This is a genomic window from Psychrobacillus sp. NEAU-3TGS, assembly GCF_029955155.1.
GTDB lineage: Bacteria > Bacillota > Bacilli > Bacillales_A > Planococcaceae > Psychrobacillus.
In genome coordinates, this window is the sequence record NZ_JAPNOZ010000004.1 from 194,800 (window position 1) to 211,565 (window position 16,766).

Sequence of the window (16,766 nt, forward strand, 5' to 3'; positions counted from 1 at the left end):
TATTCTATAGGGAAAACCTATGAATAATTGAATGAGACATACTTTAGCAATTATTAGCAAGTTCGATTGATTGAAGAGCAAGGTGGCCACTCCTGTGGGATTAGCGAGGCAGGTGAGACCCCGCACGTAGCGTTAGCGGAGGAGGAGGCTCACCGCTCGCCCCACGGAAAGCGTCCGCCTGGAGCGGAAATCATGGCGGACATCTTAGGATCTCTTTACGACGCATTATCCCTTTAGAGTGACGGAAAGCTAATAAGAAGTTGACTAATTAGACACTAAAATAAATGCATTACATTAGTTGGAAAAGTTATAATCATCGGTAGCTCTGAATCAGTTATAATCAAAGTAATGAAAGGATGAGAAATAATGAACCCTTTTACAGAAAGAGTTATGGAAATTATACAAGCAATACCACAAGGAAAAGTAATGACATATGGTCAAATTGCAAAAGAAGCTGGAAGCCCAAGAGGGGCAAGACAGGTCGTTAGAATACTCCACACGATGAGTGCAAAACACAACCTACCATGGCATCGAGTAATCAATATTAAAGGAGAAATCGTCATTCCGGATGAAGAGATTGCCTATTCACAACGTGCTATGTTAGAAGCAGAAGGCGTTTTCTTTCGCTCGAATGGACTTGTGGATCTAAAAAAATCAAGACATGTACCTGAAATTAATGATGTAGATTTAATTTGATGAAAGAAAAGAGGAAAAGAAAATGTTCAAATGGCAAGGTGCAGCAGGTATTTGTATAAATGACAATAAGGAAATATTAATGGTTCTTCAAGCAGCTCCAGATGAAGAAAAGAAATGGACCGTTCCATCGGGGACAGTAGAAGAAGGAGAAACATTTGAACAATGCTGTATAAGAGAGTTCTCAGAAGAAACTGGTTTTACAGTTGGTACTACTGAAAATATACATACGAAAAGTGGCGTCATCAGCGAACATGGAATTTCTTATCATGTAGAATATTTTTTAGTAAGTATAGTAAGTGGGGAAATAACGCTTCAAGATCCAGATGAATTCATCCATGAAATCGCTTGGAAGTCCTTGGAGGAGATTGCAGAACTTCCATTAGCTTATCCAGAAGATATCCACATACTTGAGCAAGTTTTAAAAAATAGAAACTAGTAGTTTCATAAAAACGTATAGATAAAAGAGGTGATAAAGATGCCAAATCTTTTAATCGTTTTAGTAGCGGTAGTACTCTTCTTCGTAGTTAACTATTTTTTAACAAGAGATAGGAAAAAACTGAAAAGGTATCGAGAAGAATGGGATACGGGGAAGTTTATTAGACAAAATGAAGCAACAGAATCCATTTCGTCCTACTGGTTAAACAAAAAGAATAGCAAAGCAAGTTACGATGGGGTAGACCAATTAACATGGAATGATTTATCGATGGATAAGGTTTTCCAAAAGCTCAATTACACACAAACCACTGTGGGCTCGGAATATTTATTTAATCAGCTACGTGAAATCAAACCATCACTTGAAAAGAAAGAAGAAGATGAGCATCTATACACATTAGTTGCTAGCAACCAGGGATTAAGGGAAAAAATCCTTCTTTTACTTTCTGGACTTGGGAAACGGGATTTTACGAATTCTACCTCGTTTTTTTATGACATAAATAGTAAGAAAGTAAGGAATGGATTCGTCTACTATCTTCTTGCTTTTTTGCCGATAGCTTCTATTGCTTTACTATTTTTCAATTTGAAATGGGGACTTTTTTGTTTGCTAGCGTCCTTTTTAATCAATACCATCATTTATTACCGAAATAAAAGTATGTTGGAGTACGATTTGGTATCCGTTACCTATATTGCTTCCATCATTCATACCGGAAAACGTTTTTCTTCTGTTAATCAGTCAGAATTTAATTCTTACGTAAATAGATTTAAGGACAATATGAAACCGTTAAAAAAGGTTTTGTTTCTCAGTAATATTTCTTCCCTTGGGAACAAAGGTGGAGGAGAATTCGATGTTATTTTCGAGTATATTCGAATATTATTTTTGCTCGATTTTATTTCCTATAACAAAATTGTCAAAACGATTTCAGACCATCAAAAGGAATATCATGAAGTATGGCAACTGATTGGTAAACTGGATGCTGCAATCGCGGTAGCATTTTACCGAAAATCGCTTGGTACATATTGCACACCTAAATTCGTAGATAAAGAAGAATTATTATTCGAGAACATGGCACATCCACTTATCCACAACCCGGTAACAAACACATCGGCACTTGGTAAAAGTACGCTTGTAACTGGATCAAATGCTTCTGGGAAATCTACTTACATTAAAGCAATCGCGATTAATGCGATTCTTGCACAAACGATTAACACGGTACTAGCAGAAAAGTGGATCATGAAACCAAGTTATATCGCAACATCCATGGCCATTCAAGACAATGTGTTAGATGGGGATAGTTATTTCATAGCAGAAATTAAATCACTTAAACGTATTGTGCGATTAATAGAAGAAGGTAAACCATGCATATCATTTGTGGATGAAATTCTAAAAGGAACGAATACAGTGGAAAGAATCGCAGCCTCTGCAGCTATGATGGAATGGCTTTCTTCGAATAAAGGAATGAATATTATTGCATCCCATGATATAGAATTAACAGAAATTGCGAGTCAAGTGTATGCAAATTATCATTTTAGAGAATCCATCGAAAATGGAGAAGTACGATTTGACTATACCATTCATCCGGGTCCCTCCAACACAAGGAATGCCATTAAACTTCTAGAAGTACTTGGTTATCCACAAACTATTACAGAAAAGGCAAATGAACTAGCTGAAAGTTTTGTGGAAAAGAGAGAATGGGACGTTATCAGTGAACAGATTGTAAATTCTAAGAAACTAAGATTAATCGAGAATAATTTTATACACACAAAAAACTAAAAGGCATAACTCGCCTTTTAGCTTTTTGTGTAAATATGCACAGCATCTCTCAAAAACACTGCTGCACCAGGCTGTATCTTATCGTAGTAAGCAGTAAATCGTTCATCATCCACATACATTTGTGCGACACCAGCATGGGCATCTTTCGTATACTGATCCCAATAAAAGCTCAGCCATTGTCGGTGCAAATCTGCTGTCTTTTGTGCAAGTTCTCCTGCTGGATCACCTGTTGCCATAGCTGCTTTTAGACTTAAAGCTAGTTGTTGTTCTAACTTTGTCACTTCTTCATACTGTGCTTGTGTCATTCCTTTTACTTTAGCATTTGATTTATTCACAGTATCCTCGCCATATTTTTCGCGAATTTCTTTGCCATATTTTTGCTCGTTATCATCCACAAGCTTTTGTTTAAAGCCTTCAAATTTTTCTTTGTCCGTCATGATTATCTTCCTTTCTGTTAGTTGTATGGATTTATCCACATTCTCGATTAATAAATCTAATTGCGCTCTTTTTTCCAGTAGTTTTTCTCGATGCTCCTTTAAAGCAGTTGCCCCGTCGAAGTCTTCTGAAGTCATTATTTCTTTAATGCTATCCAAATTAACCCCAAGCTCTCGGTAAAACAAAATTTGCTGCAGTCGATCTACCTCTGCAGAACCGTAAATGCGATACCCTGATGAATTGATACGTGCGGGTTTTAGTAGGCCGATTTCATCATAGTAGCGAAGTGTCCGTGTGCTTATTCCAGCTAGTTGACCAAGCTTTTGTACGGTATATTCCATATCATCACCTCCTAATATCTACAGTCTAAACCTTGACGTTGCGTGAAGGTCAAGTCGAAATTTAAAAAAGACCAATTCAATCAATCTTTTTAAAATGTTGCCGACAGATTGTTTTCATAGTAAATTTCAGTAGAGAGTTAAAGAAAAAGCAAAGGGGATTAGAAAATGACAACAATCGGTTTTATAAGACATGGTGTAACAGCATGGAATAAAGAAGGACGAGCTCAAGGAAGTACAGATGTGCCGCTTGATGAAGAAGGTATCCAAATGGCTGAACGTGTTGCTAATAGAATGGAACATGAAGAATGGGATATCATTTATACAAGTCCTTTAATTCGTGCAAAAAGAACGGCAGAAATTATTGCAGAAAAGCAGGCAACACTTCCATTTTATATAGATAAGCGTTTAGGTGAGATAGGTGGAGGAATCATTGAAGGTACTACGGAAGCGGAACGTGTAGCGAAGTGGGGTTTAGAATGGAGAAAGCAAGATATGGGTTTTGAACCAGAGGAAACGATTATTTCTAGAGGAATGTCCTTTATTGAAGACGTGAAAGAAGCACATCCTGGTAAACGAGTTTTAGTCGTGAGTCACGGTGGGTTTATAGGAAGGCTTCTAAAAGTGTTAGTTCCCCATGGAGATTTTGAAAACGATATAGGCAACACTTCTGTTACCGTAGTAGAGCTTCAAGATAGTAAAAACTTATGTCATCTATTTAACTGTACAAAACACTTAGAAACGAGAGAAGTCTAATGCACAAAAACGCAGATTATTATATACAACATCTAGGTTTAGAAGCCCATCCGGAAGGTGGCTACTATAAAAGTACGTATGCTTCTGAAGAGACATACAATGTTTTTGGAAAGACGCGAAAACAGTACACGAGTATTTATTTTTTATTAGGGGAAGGCGATGTATCACATTTTCACCGACTGAAATCAGATGAATTATGGTACTTCCATGGTGGGAGTTCGCTAATTGTACATGTGATTGATGAAGAAGGGAATTATGTAGAGCATAAGCTAGGTCTAGATATTGAAAATGGAGAATCTCCTCAAGTGCTTGTTCCTCGAAATTCTATATTTGGATCATCAGTTGTGGCTAATGGATCGTTTTCGCTCGTTGGATGTATGGTGTCTCCTGGTTTTGATTTTGAAGATTTTGAGCTTTTTACGCAAAGTGAATTACTAGCAAAATATCCGAAACATGAGCAGATTATTCGAAAGATGGCTTATGAGAAATTATAAAATGATGACTTATGAAAATACCGTTGGAGTGCGATTGTACCCCAACGGCATTTTACTTTTACTAATTCAGTTTAATATATTTTTCTCCAAGTACTTCTTCTACGACATAGCTATCCGCAGCCAATTCTTTTTCCACGAAAGCTGCCACATCTTGTGGTGCTACATTATAAAGATCTTCGATTTCACGAGAGAATAATAGCCCTTCTTTTTGTAGAATATGTTGTAATGCATCGACCGTTTTTGGTTGTATATTTTCTTCTGGAAGTATTTGCTTTAATGCCTGCACGTAATTATCATATGGGCGAGCTCCTACAACTTTTACTCCTTTTTGTTCTTCGTTTAAGAAAATAATTGTTGGGAAGCCACGAACTCCCAGTCTACCTGCCATGATGAAATCTTCTTGCAAACTTTCTTGTGCAGCTGGCAGATGTGATTCTTTTACGATTTCTTCCCCGTTTAACCCGATGCTGTTAACAATTTCTATTAATAATTGGTCGCTACTAATATTTTTATTGAATGGGAAAACGGCTTCTCTTGCTTTTCTTAAAAATACAGGAGCCAAGCTGGCATCTTTTTGTTGTACCACTTTATATACACGGGATGGGATATAAGATGAAGTAACTGGATCCTCGAACCAGAAACTACCATCGATTGGCATGCGTGTATGGTCACCTACTTCTCGCCAGTGCCCTGCTACGTCCCCAGGTCCGGAAATTCCATTAGATACATCGGCAAATCCGTCCCATTTTTCAAGTAAACCACCCATTAATGTATGCAGATTGACATACTGACCGTACTCTTCCAAAAATTTACGTAATGTCGGTTCTAATGCCCAGCAATGCGAGCAAATCGGATCGGTTACATAATAAAGATCGATTTTTTTAGTTGGAGCTGTTAAATCGATTAGCTCCATTTCGGAATTTCCTTCTCCTGCTGGTCCACAAATACCTGTTTCTAAATCACACATCATTGAATTATTGTTCGTCATGTTATTTCTCCTTTTCTAGTGTAATATGTTGTTTTGCCCATGCGTGTACCGGTTTGAGTGCTTCTGCAAGTTCCTTTCCGGCCACTGATAAATGGTAAGAAATTTGGACAGATGGCTCCACCATCGTTTTTTTCTCCACTAACCCATGTTCTGCGAGTTCTGTTAACTTAAGTGACAATGCACGAGGTGTGATGTCATTTAAATCCTTTTTCATATCTGAGAAATGGGCACAATAATTGGGACAGTTAAATAAATAATGAATAATTAAACCGTTCCAGCGGCGGCCAAGTATTTCAAAAGATGATTCTAAATATGGACAAATTTTCATTTTATTCATTCCTCTTTTCTATTTCATTATAATTGGTATAAAAAATATATCAAGTATAAAAAATATATTTAAAATAAAAAAGGTATAAAGGGAAAGAACTATAGAATTGGGAAAGAAGGGAAAACCAATAGGAAGGAGGGTTCTTGAATGACTAAAAAAGTTGCAATCATTTTCTTATTATTTATTATTATCTCGGTTATTGTGATGGTGATGGAAGATAAAAACGAAACGATAGATAAAGATGTACAGCCTAAGGAAGAAGGAACTCTACCAGAGGCAGAATCACTTGTTGAACTTGTCTTTGAGCTTGCTTCAAAAGGTCAAGTATTAGATGTACCGTTTATCGCAGGAGAAACGGGTATACAGGAAGTGTATGAGTTATGGGGTGAATCTGCGAGTAAAAGTGAGCTTTCTACAGCTATATATGAAGAATATCCTTCTAAAAAAGCAACGATTGGTCACCAGTCCGATATCGTATTTGATATAAGAACTAACTCCGAAGCTATCCAGCAAATAAGCTTAAAGGATATTGAAAAGGTAAAAGGGGAAGAGGATGCAATAAAATATGATGAGTTGGGCCAACTAATACTCGTGTATGAAGTGAAATCTAATTACCAACTTAAGTGGATCATTCAAAAACCAACAGAAAATGAAGCTAATCCAAAGGTCGATCATATATCTGTTGTTACAGATCTTGTAGAAGTTACGGAACAAGTTAATCCCTTGATAGGTGAGATGACTTTACGAGAAAAAATAGGGCAAATGATTTTTGCGGGAGTAAAAGGAACGGGCCTTTCTGAAGAGACAAAGCAATTAGTTTCTACAGACAAAGTAGGTGGTCTCATTTTTTTCAAAAATAATTTAAAAGATGTACAGGGAACAGTTGCATTATTAAACGCAATCAAAAAAGAAAGTGAAGATGAAAAGTTCCCATTATTTTTAGGCGTCGATCAAGAAGGGGGTAGAATTTCGCGATTACCAGGACTGAGCAAGTTACCGACCAATAAGGATATTGGGAAACTAAATAATCCTTCCTATTCTTATAAAATAGGTACCCACTTAGGTGAAGAATTGAACGCATTTGGTTTTAATCTTGATTTTGCGCCTGTATTGGATGTGAATAGTAATCCTAAAAATCCAGTGATTGGTGATCGTTCATTTGGGAATGATGTGGATCTTGTCAGCGAGCTTGGAGTTGAGACGATGAAAGGGATTCAAAGTCAAAATGTTATCTCTGTTGTAAAGCATTTTCCAGGGCATGGAGATACGGATGTGGACTCCCATCTAGAACTACCGATTATTGAAAAAAGTTTGGAGGATTTGCAGAAACTTGAATTGATCCCGTTTAAACGAGCAATGGAAGAAGGGGCGGATGTCATAATGGTTGCTCATATTTTAATGCCTAAACTTGATCCAGCGTTTCCTTCATCTTTGTCGTATGAAATTATTACTACACTACTAAGAGAACAGTTACACTTTGAAGGCGTTATTATGACGGATGATATGACGATGAACGCAATCACCCACAACTATGAAATTGGTGAAGCGGCTGTCCGAGCAGTAACAGCTGGAAACGATATTGTGTTAATTGCACATGATTATAAAAATGTTCTAAAAGCGATAAATGCAATTGAAGAATCAGTAAAAGACGGAGAGATTTCAGAGGAAAGAATAAATGAAAGTGTACACCGCATTCTTGCACTAAAAGAAAACTATAAATTAGCTAATAAGGAAGTAACAGCAGTCAACATACAGCAGCTTAATGAAGCTGTAGAACAATTATCGATAAAATAAGGAGATGAGTCGAATGATTATTCATGTAAATAAAGTGGATGTAGCATATAGAGAAGAGGGAAAAGGAGAACCGATTTTACTTGTTCATGGATTTTGTGGTAGCTCTGATTATTGGCGCAATCTTATCCATGATCTTGCTCAAACGTACCGAGTTATTGCATTAGATTTACCGGGTCATGGGGATTCTTCCGTGCAGGAAAATATAAACGAAATAGATCAGTACGCTACTTTTATAAGAGATTTTCTAGATGAACTAAAAATTGACCGAGTAACAATGTTTGGCCATTCATTAGGAGGTTATATTACGCTTGCATTTGCTGAGATGTATAGTGATCGACTAAAAGGTTTCTCGTTAATCCATTCTACAGCCTATCCAGATTCGGAAGAAGCAAAAAAAGGAAGAGACACTTCTGCAGACAAAATAGAAACAGAGGGAATGGAAGCATTTATAGAAGGATTAGTTCCTAAATTATTTTCACCTAAACATTTGGATAGTCATCATAAAGAAATAAGAGAAGTGAAAAATATCGGCTATTCGACAACTCCTGCTGGAGCAAAGAATGCCCTTCTTGCTATGAAAAATCGAATAGATCGCCGACAAGTTATAGAAACTACGAATGTACCAGTGCTATTAATAGCTGGAGAAGAGGATCAATTGATACCTTCAGAGAAAGTCTTTACGGCAAAGGGGCAACATATAAAACAAATCCTACTAAAAGATGTTGGTCATATGAGTATGTACGAAGCACCTCAAGAATTAATACAAGAAATCTTGGAATTTAAGTGAAGTAATTAGGCGAGCACGTCGCTCGCCCGCTATAAAGCTTATATACTGTTTCAAATTCCGTTTTTCTTTAAGCTAATATATAAAGAGCCATTCGTTTGAAGTTGAGCATAAAATACATCACTGACAGATTCAACTCCGTGTTTACGGAGTTTTTTCATTACCCAATCCTCTGTTAAGTCAAGCTCCTTTAAGTTTTTTTGAACAATTTTTCCGTCGGAGATAATTTCAGAAGGCATAAAGGCGGGAAGCGATACATCTGCTTTGACATCTAGTTTTGTAGCTTCTTGTTGCGCTACTTTCTTAAAAACACTCAATTCCCCATTTGTCTCGAGAACGGCATAATGGACCTCTTGAATAGAGAAAATAGATTGTTCTCTTAACATCATTAAAACATCATCCATATGTAGGCGAGAAGATTTTAATGATTTGACGGAAATCTCTCCATCTTTAATAATAATGGTCGGCTCATCGTCGATTAGCACGCGTAATTTGGTAGACTTTAAGGAAATGTAGCTCATAAATAATGTGAGAAGAGTCCACCATACTATTGAAACAAGACCATCAAGAAAAGGAGTTTCTTTTTGCGAAGCGATTTCTGCAGCGATGGATCCAATTGAAATACCTGTAATGTAGTGGAAAAATGTAAGCTGGCTAAGCTGTTTCTTGCCTAAAATACGTGCCAACACTAATAATGCTGCAAAGGAAATTGTAGTCCTAATAATCATTTCCCAAAAGTTCAATTCGAAAAATGTATCCATTTTCTATTCAAACTCCTCTATAAAATAACTTTTTGTTAGTATGACCTTCAAGCTTGTAACTATCCCTGAAACAAAAACTCAATCATATTGTCAGAATTTGCGATATAATAAATTTAATGACGTTATTTCGAGAGTAGAAAGAGTGTGATATATAAAATGACGACCGGAACTGTTTCGAGTAGATTAAGTAATCCAGTTTATCCCATTATGTTTGCAATTGGTCTTTGCCATTTATTTAATGATTCGCTTCAAGCTGTTATTCCTGCGATGTTCCCCGTATTAGCCAAGGAGATTGGTTTAACTTTTACGCAGTTAGGTTTAATTTCTTTTGTGTTGAATATTGTAGCGTCTGTATTACAGCCTGTTGTAGGCTTTATAAGCGATAAAAAACCGATGCCTTACGCACTTCCGCTGGGGATGACGAGTTCTTTTCTCGGCATGGCTGGACTTGCGTTCGCACCTGAATATTGGATGATTTTAGTTTCTGTCATTTTTTTAGGGCTAGGTTCAGCCGTTTTTCATCCAGAAGGTTCCCGAGTTTCTTTTATGGCAGCAGGAACCAAAAGAGGGCTATCTCAATCGATTTATCAAGTAGGTGGAAATTCTGGACAAGCGCTTGCACCTTTAATAAGTGCATTTATCCTTGTGCCACTTGGTCAAAAAGGAGCCGCTCTGTTTTTAGTCGTTGCAGCAGTTGGGATTTTTATCTTATCCAAAATTTCGGCTTGGTATAAAAAGCAACTAGAGGAAGAGAAAACAGCGAAAAAGAAAAGAGCGCTACTTTCATCGCTACCAACTCTTACTAAAAAACAAGTAGGAATTGCATTAACGCTTTTAATGATTATTATTTTTGCAAGATCATTTTATGTGACGAATATGACAAATTTCTACATATTCCACTTAATGGACAAATACGGATTTACAATCCAAAGGGGCAATTGTTTATATTTATTTTCCTTGCGCTTGGAGCAGTTGGAACGTTTTTTGGTGGACCGTGGGCGGATAGATTAGGTAGAAAAAATGTTATTTTGCTTTCGGTGCTTGTCCCGATTCCACTAGCGCTATTATTACCGTATGTTCCGATTTGGACGGTTGTTATTTTACTAGTGTTAATCGGTTTTTTCATCATGTTAAGTTTTTCGGTAACTGTTGTGTATGCACAAGAACTTGTACCGAGTAAGATTGGGACAATGGCAGGTTTAACAGTTGGACTTGCCTTTGGGATGGGAGCAGTAGGTGCGGTAGTTATCGGTATTTTAATGGACCACGTTGGTGTTTATACTACAATGATTATTGTTTCGACCTTGCCAATTATAGGACTCGTAGCCTTCGCATTGCCAAGGGATCGAAAAATTACATTGGAAGGTACATAAAAATAGTAGCAGACCAACGAACTGTAGCTTCGATTAAATGGTCGTTAGAGATGAATGGTACAAATGAAAAGCGAGATATTCAACTGAAAAGTAGTTGAATATCTCGCTAAGATTTCTTCTTTTTCTATAACTTTACACTACAGCCATCGGGTACTTGAGATGTATCTGTAACTAAATTATCTTGAATATGAACTTGATGCATTTTGTTATTATGCATAAACTTGAAAATGCCATTGTCAAAATCTGTTCCTATTTCTTTAAAGAAAATGCCTTCTTGGCACATATTTTTAGCACAAGTGAACGAAACTTTATAGGAGTCTCCGTCAGTAACTAAATAGGCACGGACTCCTTTTTCAAAAATGCCTTCTTCTTCATCTTTTATCGAACGTTCCACTGAAACTACGTGGAAGTCGACGAAAGGAATTTCTCTTAATAGAACGTTCATAAAAGAACCTTTTGTGATTTCTTCCCATCTACTCTGAGCAGTTTGTCCAATAATAATTTGTGTTATATTAAGCTGATGAGCGACTTCTTTAATAACTTTCGAAGAAGAACGTTTTTCATTATCACGAATGATAAATTCTTCTACTTCTAATTCTTCTGATAAATTCTTCCAGTCCTCAATATATTTAGATTTCTCAGCGTCGAACGCATCATATGGAAGTGGGTCTACAGTAAGAATATAAAGTGGGCAATCTAGCATACTTGCCATTTTATGTCCTCTTCTTATCAATCGTTCTCCATTTGGGCCGTAGTATACGCAGACTAGTATACTTTCATCCATCCGACCTTTTGTGTGTTTCACGGTTTCTACACCTCGTTTTTTTAATTGTTTTTCATCTATCTACATGCATGTGCTATTCAAAATCTTCTGCATTATTCACATCAAGTGCAGTGTCTAGTTCTTTCGTGTATAATTTAACATGATATATTCTTTAATATATCCATGTAATCCATCTTTTATATGAAAAGCATACTTAGTGCTTTTCGCTTAAACAGGCAATGTTAAACACCCCAAATTCTTCTGAAGTACTTATAAGGACCTCATATGGATTCCTATTATGATACTAGTTACTGGGATAGTCAAGTATCCCTTTCAAATGAAATAATTCTTTCAAAACTAAAAATTCATACAATATGTTTTGGAAATAGGAGGCTACAATTTGTTTTCAGTTACTTTCGCTATTATTATTCCATTTATAATAGCTGCTCTCGTGCCATTCATCTATAGGCGATTTAAATTATTGCATATCGGATGGTTTGTCATGTTAGTGCCTATAACATTGTTTGTAATGCTCGCTAGGCTGATTCCCTCGGTAGCGAGCGGTAAAACATATATCCATACATACAATTGGATACCCTCATTAAACATTAATTTCACTACTTATTTGGACGGTTTAAGTATGATATTAGGATTACTTATTACCGGTGTAGGAAGTTTAGTAATTCTCTATTCTATTTTTTATCTTTCTACGAAAGAATCACTTCAACATTTTTATTGCTATCTTCTATTATTCATGGGTGCCATGCTTGGTGTCGTATTTTCCGATAACTTAATGGTGTTATATGTGTTTTGGGAATTAACAAGCGTTTCTTCTTTCCTATTAATTGCATTCTGGAATCACCGTAAAGCATCAAGACTCGGTGCTCAAAAAGCAATGCTGATTACAGTAAGCGGTGGTATTGCCATGTTTGTTGGCTTCATCATGCTTCACACAATGTCCGGTTCTTTTAGTATACGTGAAATAATAGCAAACGTAGGGGACTTAACGGATCACGCATTATTCATCCCTGCAATGATTTTAGTATTACTTGGGGCATTCACGAAATCCGCTCAGTTTCCTTTTCATATCTGGTTGCCAGATGCAATGGAAGCGCCGACTCCCGTTAGTGCGTACTTACACTCCGCGACGATGGTGAAAGCCGGAATTTATATAGTTGCTCGCTTTACACCATTTTTTGGTGGAGATCAACTATGGTTTTGGGTTGTAAGTGGTGTAGGAATGATTACGTTATTCTGGGGTTCGTTTAATGCTGTTCGTCAAACCGATTTAAAGGCATTATTAGCGTATTCTACTATAAGTCAGCTTGGTCTGATTATGAGTTTACTTGGATTAGGTTCTATTGCTTTGCAGTACGGGTATTCAGAGGAATCTATTATTTATACACAGGCTACATTTGCAGCTTTGTTTCATCTCATTAATCACTCCACGTTTAAAGGGGCACTATTTATGGTCGTTGGGATTCTCGATCATGAGCTTGGAACACGGGACATCCGTCGCTTAGGTGGATTAATGACCTTTATGCCATTTACTTTTACTGTCGGGGTAATTGGAAGTTTGTCTATGGCTGGACTGCCGCTGTTTAATGGATTTTTAAGCAAGGAAATGTTTTTTGCGGCAACTGTTCAAATAATGAATGCAGATGTATTTTCTTTACAAACAATAGGAATCATTTTTCCTATTATTGCATGGATAGCAAGTGTATTTACATTCGTTTACTGCATGATTATCATTTTCAAAACGTTTCTTGGACCGGTTCAACCGGAGAAACTGGATAAACCACTTCATGAAGCACCTGTGGGGATGCTTATTTCTCCAATAATTTTAAGTGTGTTCGTTGTTGGCATTTTCTTTTTCCCAAATCTTTTGGGCGGCTATATACTGAAGCCATCGATGGAGAGTATTTATCCTACATTTGGAGATCCGGCAAATCTTACGCCTTCCATACATGCTTGGCATGGGATTAAGCCTGAATTGCTGATGACGATTGGTGTTGTTTTAGTAGGAGCATTATTATATCGATTCCTTAAAAAGTGGAAGCCGATTTATGGATTATTATCTTCTAGATATACCTTAAATGCATACTATAATAATTTCTTATCGTTTGCAGAAAGTAAATCTACCATTGTAACGAACAAATATATGACAGGACTATTAAGAGATTATTTAGTCTATATTTATATCTTCTTTATCTTAACAGTAGGTGGGTTTTTCTTTTATTCTGGAGCATTTTCACCTAGCTTTTCGATGGATGTAAGGATTAGGGCGTATGAGGTAATTTTGGTTGGTGTGATGGCAGTGGCTGCTGTAGCGATGTTATTTTCGAAGTCTCGTATGACTGCAACTTTGTTAAATGGAGTTTTAGGATATTCTATCGCCATTTTCTTTGTCATTTTCCGAGCACCAGATCTAGCATTAACTCAGTTGGTCGTGGAATCTATTACAACTGCATTATTCCTGTTAGCTTTCTCCCATCTACCTGATTGGAAAAAGGAGAGAGTCCCTTCCAAAACGAAATTAACAAACGCGGTTATTTCTGTGGGGACTGGTGCAGTTGTTGTATTGGTAGCTTTGGCAGTTTTAAATTATGATCGATTTGAAACGATTTCGGCATTTTTTGAGAATGCTTACGAATTGGCGGGCGGTGCAAATATCGTTAACGCTATACTAGGAGATTTCCGTGGGTTTGATACAATGCTTGAGGTAGTCGTTCTCTTTATAGCGGGCTTAGGGGTTTATACAATGATTAAGCTTAGAGCCAAAAAGGGGGATGAAAACATTGAAAATAAATGATGTTATCCTGCGTACAGTCACAAGAATTGTTGTATTTATCATCTTAACATTCGGTGTGTATTTGTTCCTTTCGGGTCACAATACTCCTGGTGGTGGATTTATCGGAGGATTAGTATTGGCATCTGCGATTGTCCTTTTATATCTTTCAAATGATATTGAAAAGGTTCAAAAAAGCCTTCCGCTTGATTTTAAGCTTGTTGCAGCTTCGGGTGTGCTGTTGGCGACTGGAACTGGTTTAGGCTCTCTATTGTTTGGGGTGCCATTCATGTCGCAAACATTTGCTTATTTTGACCTTCCTGTCTTTGGTAAAACAGAGCTTACGACAGTAACGATTTTTGAAGCTGGAGTGGCACTTGCTGTAGTTGGTGTAGTGGTAACAATAATTTTAAGTATAAGTGAGGATGAATAGACTATGGAAACGTTAATAATACTACTAATCGGAATATTAGTTGCCGTTGCTACGTATCTAATCCTCTCACGAAATATTATTCGGGTAATTTTAGGGACTGCGGTGCTTTCTCATGCGGTTCATTTGCTCATCTTAACGTTGGGTGGTTTGAAAACAGGAAACGTACCATTGTTGACAGAAGCAGATGCGCCTTATACCGATGCATTGCCACAAGCATTAATACTTACCGCAATCGTTATTAGTTTTGCGGTAACGGCATTCGTACTTGTATTAGCATACCGTGCTTACCAAGATAACGGAACGGATGATTTAGATGCACTGAGAGGGACAAATGATGAATAATATTATTGTACTGCCTTTAATAATTCCGATCATGGTTGGGGTTATACTCGTATTTCTTCGACCATATATCAAAACACAGCGTGTGATTAGCTTGGTTACAATGCTTGGTATGGTCGGTATTAGTCTATATATTTTAAACAAAATTCAAACAGAGGGGATCCTCCGATTAGATTTTGGCGGCTGGGAACCTCCGTTTGGTATTCTGTTTGTGGCAGACTCGTTTGCCATGTTATTTGTATTAACGGCTAATATTGTAACAGCAATTTGTCTTATGTATGCTTTTTCTTCCATTGGAGAAAATCACGAGAAAATGTTCTTTTATCCATTTGTTTTATTTTTGATTGCTGGAGTGAATGGCTCTTTTCTAACAGGTGATTTATTTAACTTATTCGTGTGTTTTGAAGTGATGCTTCTTGCTTCTTATGTATTAGTAACATTAGGAGGAAAGAAAGCCCAGCTTAGAGAATCGATTAAGTATGTTGTGATCAATATTCTTTCTTCCTGGTTTTTCTTAGTGGCACTAGCCTATTTATACGGCACGCTAGGTACTTTAAATATGGCCCATTTGTCAGAAAGAGTAGCGGAAGCGGGACAAGGTCCGTTGCTAACAACCATTAGTATTCTATTTTTAATCGTTTTTAGTTTAAAAGCAGGTTTGTTATTGTTCTTTTGGCTGCCTGGTTCTTATAGCGTACCTCCGACGGCGATTGCTGCATTGTTCGGTGCATTATTAACAAAGGTTGGGATTTATGCTTTATTTCGCACATTCACACTCATCTTCTATCATGAACCTTCGATTACACATACATTAATCGGAATTATGGCGGGAGTGACGTTAGTAGTCGGATCTATAGGGGCGATTGCTTACAAAGACGTTCGTTTAATCTCGTCTTATAATGTTGTGATTGCAGTTGGATTTATATTAGTCGGGTTAGCACTTGCTACACAAACGTCGTTTGAAGGTTCTATCTATTATGTAATGCACGACATGATAGCAAAAGCCATGTTATTTTTAATAGCTGGTACGATGATCGCTCTGACTGGAAAGACGAAAATTGATGAAATGAGTGGGCTAATACGCAACTATCCTTTATTTGGGTGGATGGTGTTCATTGTAACTTGTTCCCTTGCAGGTATTCCACCCCTCAGTGGATTTGTTGGCAAACTGTTAGTTGGAGAAGCTGCTATAGAAGCGGGCTCATACATTTTACTAGCACTTGCATTTATCTCAAGCATTGTGGTGTTATATTCACTTCTTCGCATTTTTCTTAACTCTATCTTTGGTGAAACAATTATAAGTCCAGAAGATGAGGTGCCATTGAAAAAAGGAATGATTATCCCTATCGTCTTGCTTGCCATTGGTACGGTTTTTCTTGGACTTGGAGCAGAGTTTATATCGGGATATGTAAGTGATGCAGCACATACGCTATCCAACCCTTCTGTTTATATTGAAGCAGTATTAGGAGGAAATAAGTGATAGGAGAGGT

16 protein-coding genes and 1 pseudogene are annotated in these 16,766 nt (G+C 37.1%); 12 read left to right on the forward strand and 5 right to left on the reverse strand.

Annotated features, from left to right (window positions below; genetic code table 11):
- The first annotated feature begins 366 nt into the window (after window positions 1-366).
- Genes OR571_RS01895 through OR571_RS01905 form a run of 3 tightly spaced genes read left to right on the forward strand, consistent with a single transcriptional unit; the run spans window position 367 to window position 2,902 of the window.
- On the forward strand, window positions 367-696 hold the full coding sequence (locus OR571_RS01895; RefSeq protein ID WP_282241172.1) for an MGMT family protein: 330 nt from the start codon (window positions 367-369) through the stop codon (window positions 694-696).
- A 22-nt stretch (window positions 697-718) separates the two neighbouring features.
- Complete coding sequence (locus tag OR571_RS01900; RefSeq protein WP_282241173.1) at window positions 719-1,132, forward strand: NUDIX hydrolase; 414 nt, start codon at window positions 719-721, stop codon at window positions 1,130-1,132.
- A 39-nt stretch (window positions 1,133-1,171) separates the two neighbouring features.
- A complete protein-coding gene (locus tag OR571_RS01905; protein WP_282241174.1) occupies window positions 1,172-2,902 on the forward strand; it encodes a MutS-related protein in 1,731 nt (576 codons plus the stop codon).
- A 17-nt stretch (window positions 2,903-2,919) separates the two neighbouring features.
- Here OR571_RS01905 and OR571_RS01910 read toward each other — a convergent pair whose 3' ends face one another.
- The gene (locus OR571_RS01910; protein WP_282241175.1) at window positions 2,920-3,678 is read right to left on the reverse strand and encodes a MerR family transcriptional regulator; all 759 of its coding nucleotides are present in this window, start codon (window positions 3,676-3,678) and stop codon (window positions 2,920-2,922) included.
- A 165-nt stretch (window positions 3,679-3,843) separates the two neighbouring features.
- Here OR571_RS01910 and OR571_RS01915 point away from each other — a divergent pair, with 165 nt between their 5' ends.
- Window positions 3,844-4,431: a histidine phosphatase family protein gene (locus OR571_RS01915; RefSeq protein WP_282241176.1), complete on the forward strand. Its 588-nt coding sequence runs from the start codon at window positions 3,844-3,846 to the stop codon at window positions 4,429-4,431.
- Window positions 4,431-4,925 carry a cupin domain-containing protein gene (locus OR571_RS01920; RefSeq protein ID WP_282241177.1) on the forward strand — a complete coding sequence of 165 codons (495 nt, stop codon included), beginning with the start codon at window positions 4,431-4,433 and terminating at the stop codon, window positions 4,923-4,925. Before OR571_RS01915 ends, OR571_RS01920 begins: the two co-directional genes overlap by 1 nt.
- A gap of 61 nt (window positions 4,926-4,986) precedes the next feature.
- Here OR571_RS01920 and OR571_RS01925 read toward each other — a convergent pair whose 3' ends face one another.
- Window positions 4,987-5,913, reverse strand: a complete 927-nt coding sequence (locus OR571_RS01925) for a DsbA family protein (RefSeq protein WP_282241178.1) — start codon at window positions 5,911-5,913, stop codon at window positions 4,987-4,989.
- A 1-nt stretch (window position 5,914) separates the two neighbouring features.
- On the reverse strand, window positions 5,915-6,241 hold the full coding sequence (locus OR571_RS01930; protein ID WP_142539335.1) for a winged helix-turn-helix transcriptional regulator: 327 nt from the start codon (window positions 6,239-6,241) through the stop codon (window positions 5,915-5,917).
- A gap of 147 nt (window positions 6,242-6,388) precedes the next feature.
- On the opposite strand from OR571_RS01930, the gene nagZ reads away from it, so the two are divergent.
- Window positions 6,389-8,035: a beta-N-acetylhexosaminidase gene (gene nagZ, locus OR571_RS01935; protein ID WP_282241179.1), complete on the forward strand. Its 1,647-nt coding sequence runs from the start codon at window positions 6,389-6,391 to the stop codon at window positions 8,033-8,035.
- A gap of 13 nt (window positions 8,036-8,048) precedes the next feature.
- Complete coding sequence (locus OR571_RS01940) at window positions 8,049-8,822, forward strand: alpha/beta fold hydrolase (protein ID WP_348775004.1); 774 nt, start codon at window positions 8,049-8,051, stop codon at window positions 8,820-8,822.
- A gap of 50 nt (window positions 8,823-8,872) precedes the next feature.
- On the opposite strand, the gene OR571_RS01945 is transcribed toward OR571_RS01940, so the two are convergent.
- On the reverse strand, window positions 8,873-9,580 hold the full coding sequence (locus tag OR571_RS01945) for a YetF domain-containing protein (protein ID WP_282241181.1): 708 nt from the start codon (window positions 9,578-9,580) through the stop codon (window positions 8,873-8,875).
- A 156-nt stretch (window positions 9,581-9,736) separates the two neighbouring features.
- On the opposite strand from OR571_RS01945, the pseudogene OR571_RS01950 reads away from it, so the two are divergent.
- A pseudogene (locus OR571_RS01950) lies at window positions 9,737-10,953 on the forward strand (MFS transporter).
- 124 nt (window positions 10,954-11,077) lie between these two features.
- Here OR571_RS01950 and OR571_RS01955 read toward each other — a convergent pair.
- Complete coding sequence (locus OR571_RS01955; RefSeq protein WP_282241182.1) at window positions 11,078-11,758, reverse strand: universal stress protein; 681 nt, start codon at window positions 11,756-11,758, stop codon at window positions 11,078-11,080.
- 358 nt (window positions 11,759-12,116) lie between these two features.
- Between OR571_RS01955 and OR571_RS01960 the strand changes: the two genes are divergently transcribed.
- The 4 genes from OR571_RS01960 to OR571_RS01975 are packed head-to-tail and all read left to right on the forward strand — an operon-like array spanning window position 12,117 to window position 16,756.
- Window positions 12,117-14,528, forward strand: coding sequence for a Na+/H+ antiporter subunit A (locus OR571_RS01960; protein ID WP_282241183.1), 2,412 nt, complete (start codon window positions 12,117-12,119; stop codon window positions 14,526-14,528).
- Entirely contained in the window at window positions 14,515-14,937 is a 423-nt protein-coding gene (locus OR571_RS01965; protein ID WP_142539341.1) for a Na(+)/H(+) antiporter subunit B, read from the forward strand. The genes OR571_RS01960 and OR571_RS01965 overlap by 14 nt, the downstream gene beginning before the upstream one ends.
- A 3-nt stretch (window positions 14,938-14,940) precedes the next feature.
- Entirely contained in the window at window positions 14,941-15,279 is a 339-nt protein-coding gene (locus OR571_RS01970; RefSeq protein ID WP_282241184.1) for a Na(+)/H(+) antiporter subunit C, read from the forward strand.
- The gene (locus tag OR571_RS01975; protein WP_282241185.1) at window positions 15,272-16,756 is read left to right on the forward strand and encodes a Na+/H+ antiporter subunit D; all 1,485 of its coding nucleotides are present in this window, start codon (window positions 15,272-15,274) and stop codon (window positions 16,754-16,756) included. The genes OR571_RS01970 and OR571_RS01975 overlap by 8 nt, the downstream gene beginning before the upstream one ends.
- Window positions 16,757-16,766: the final 10 nt, after the last annotated feature.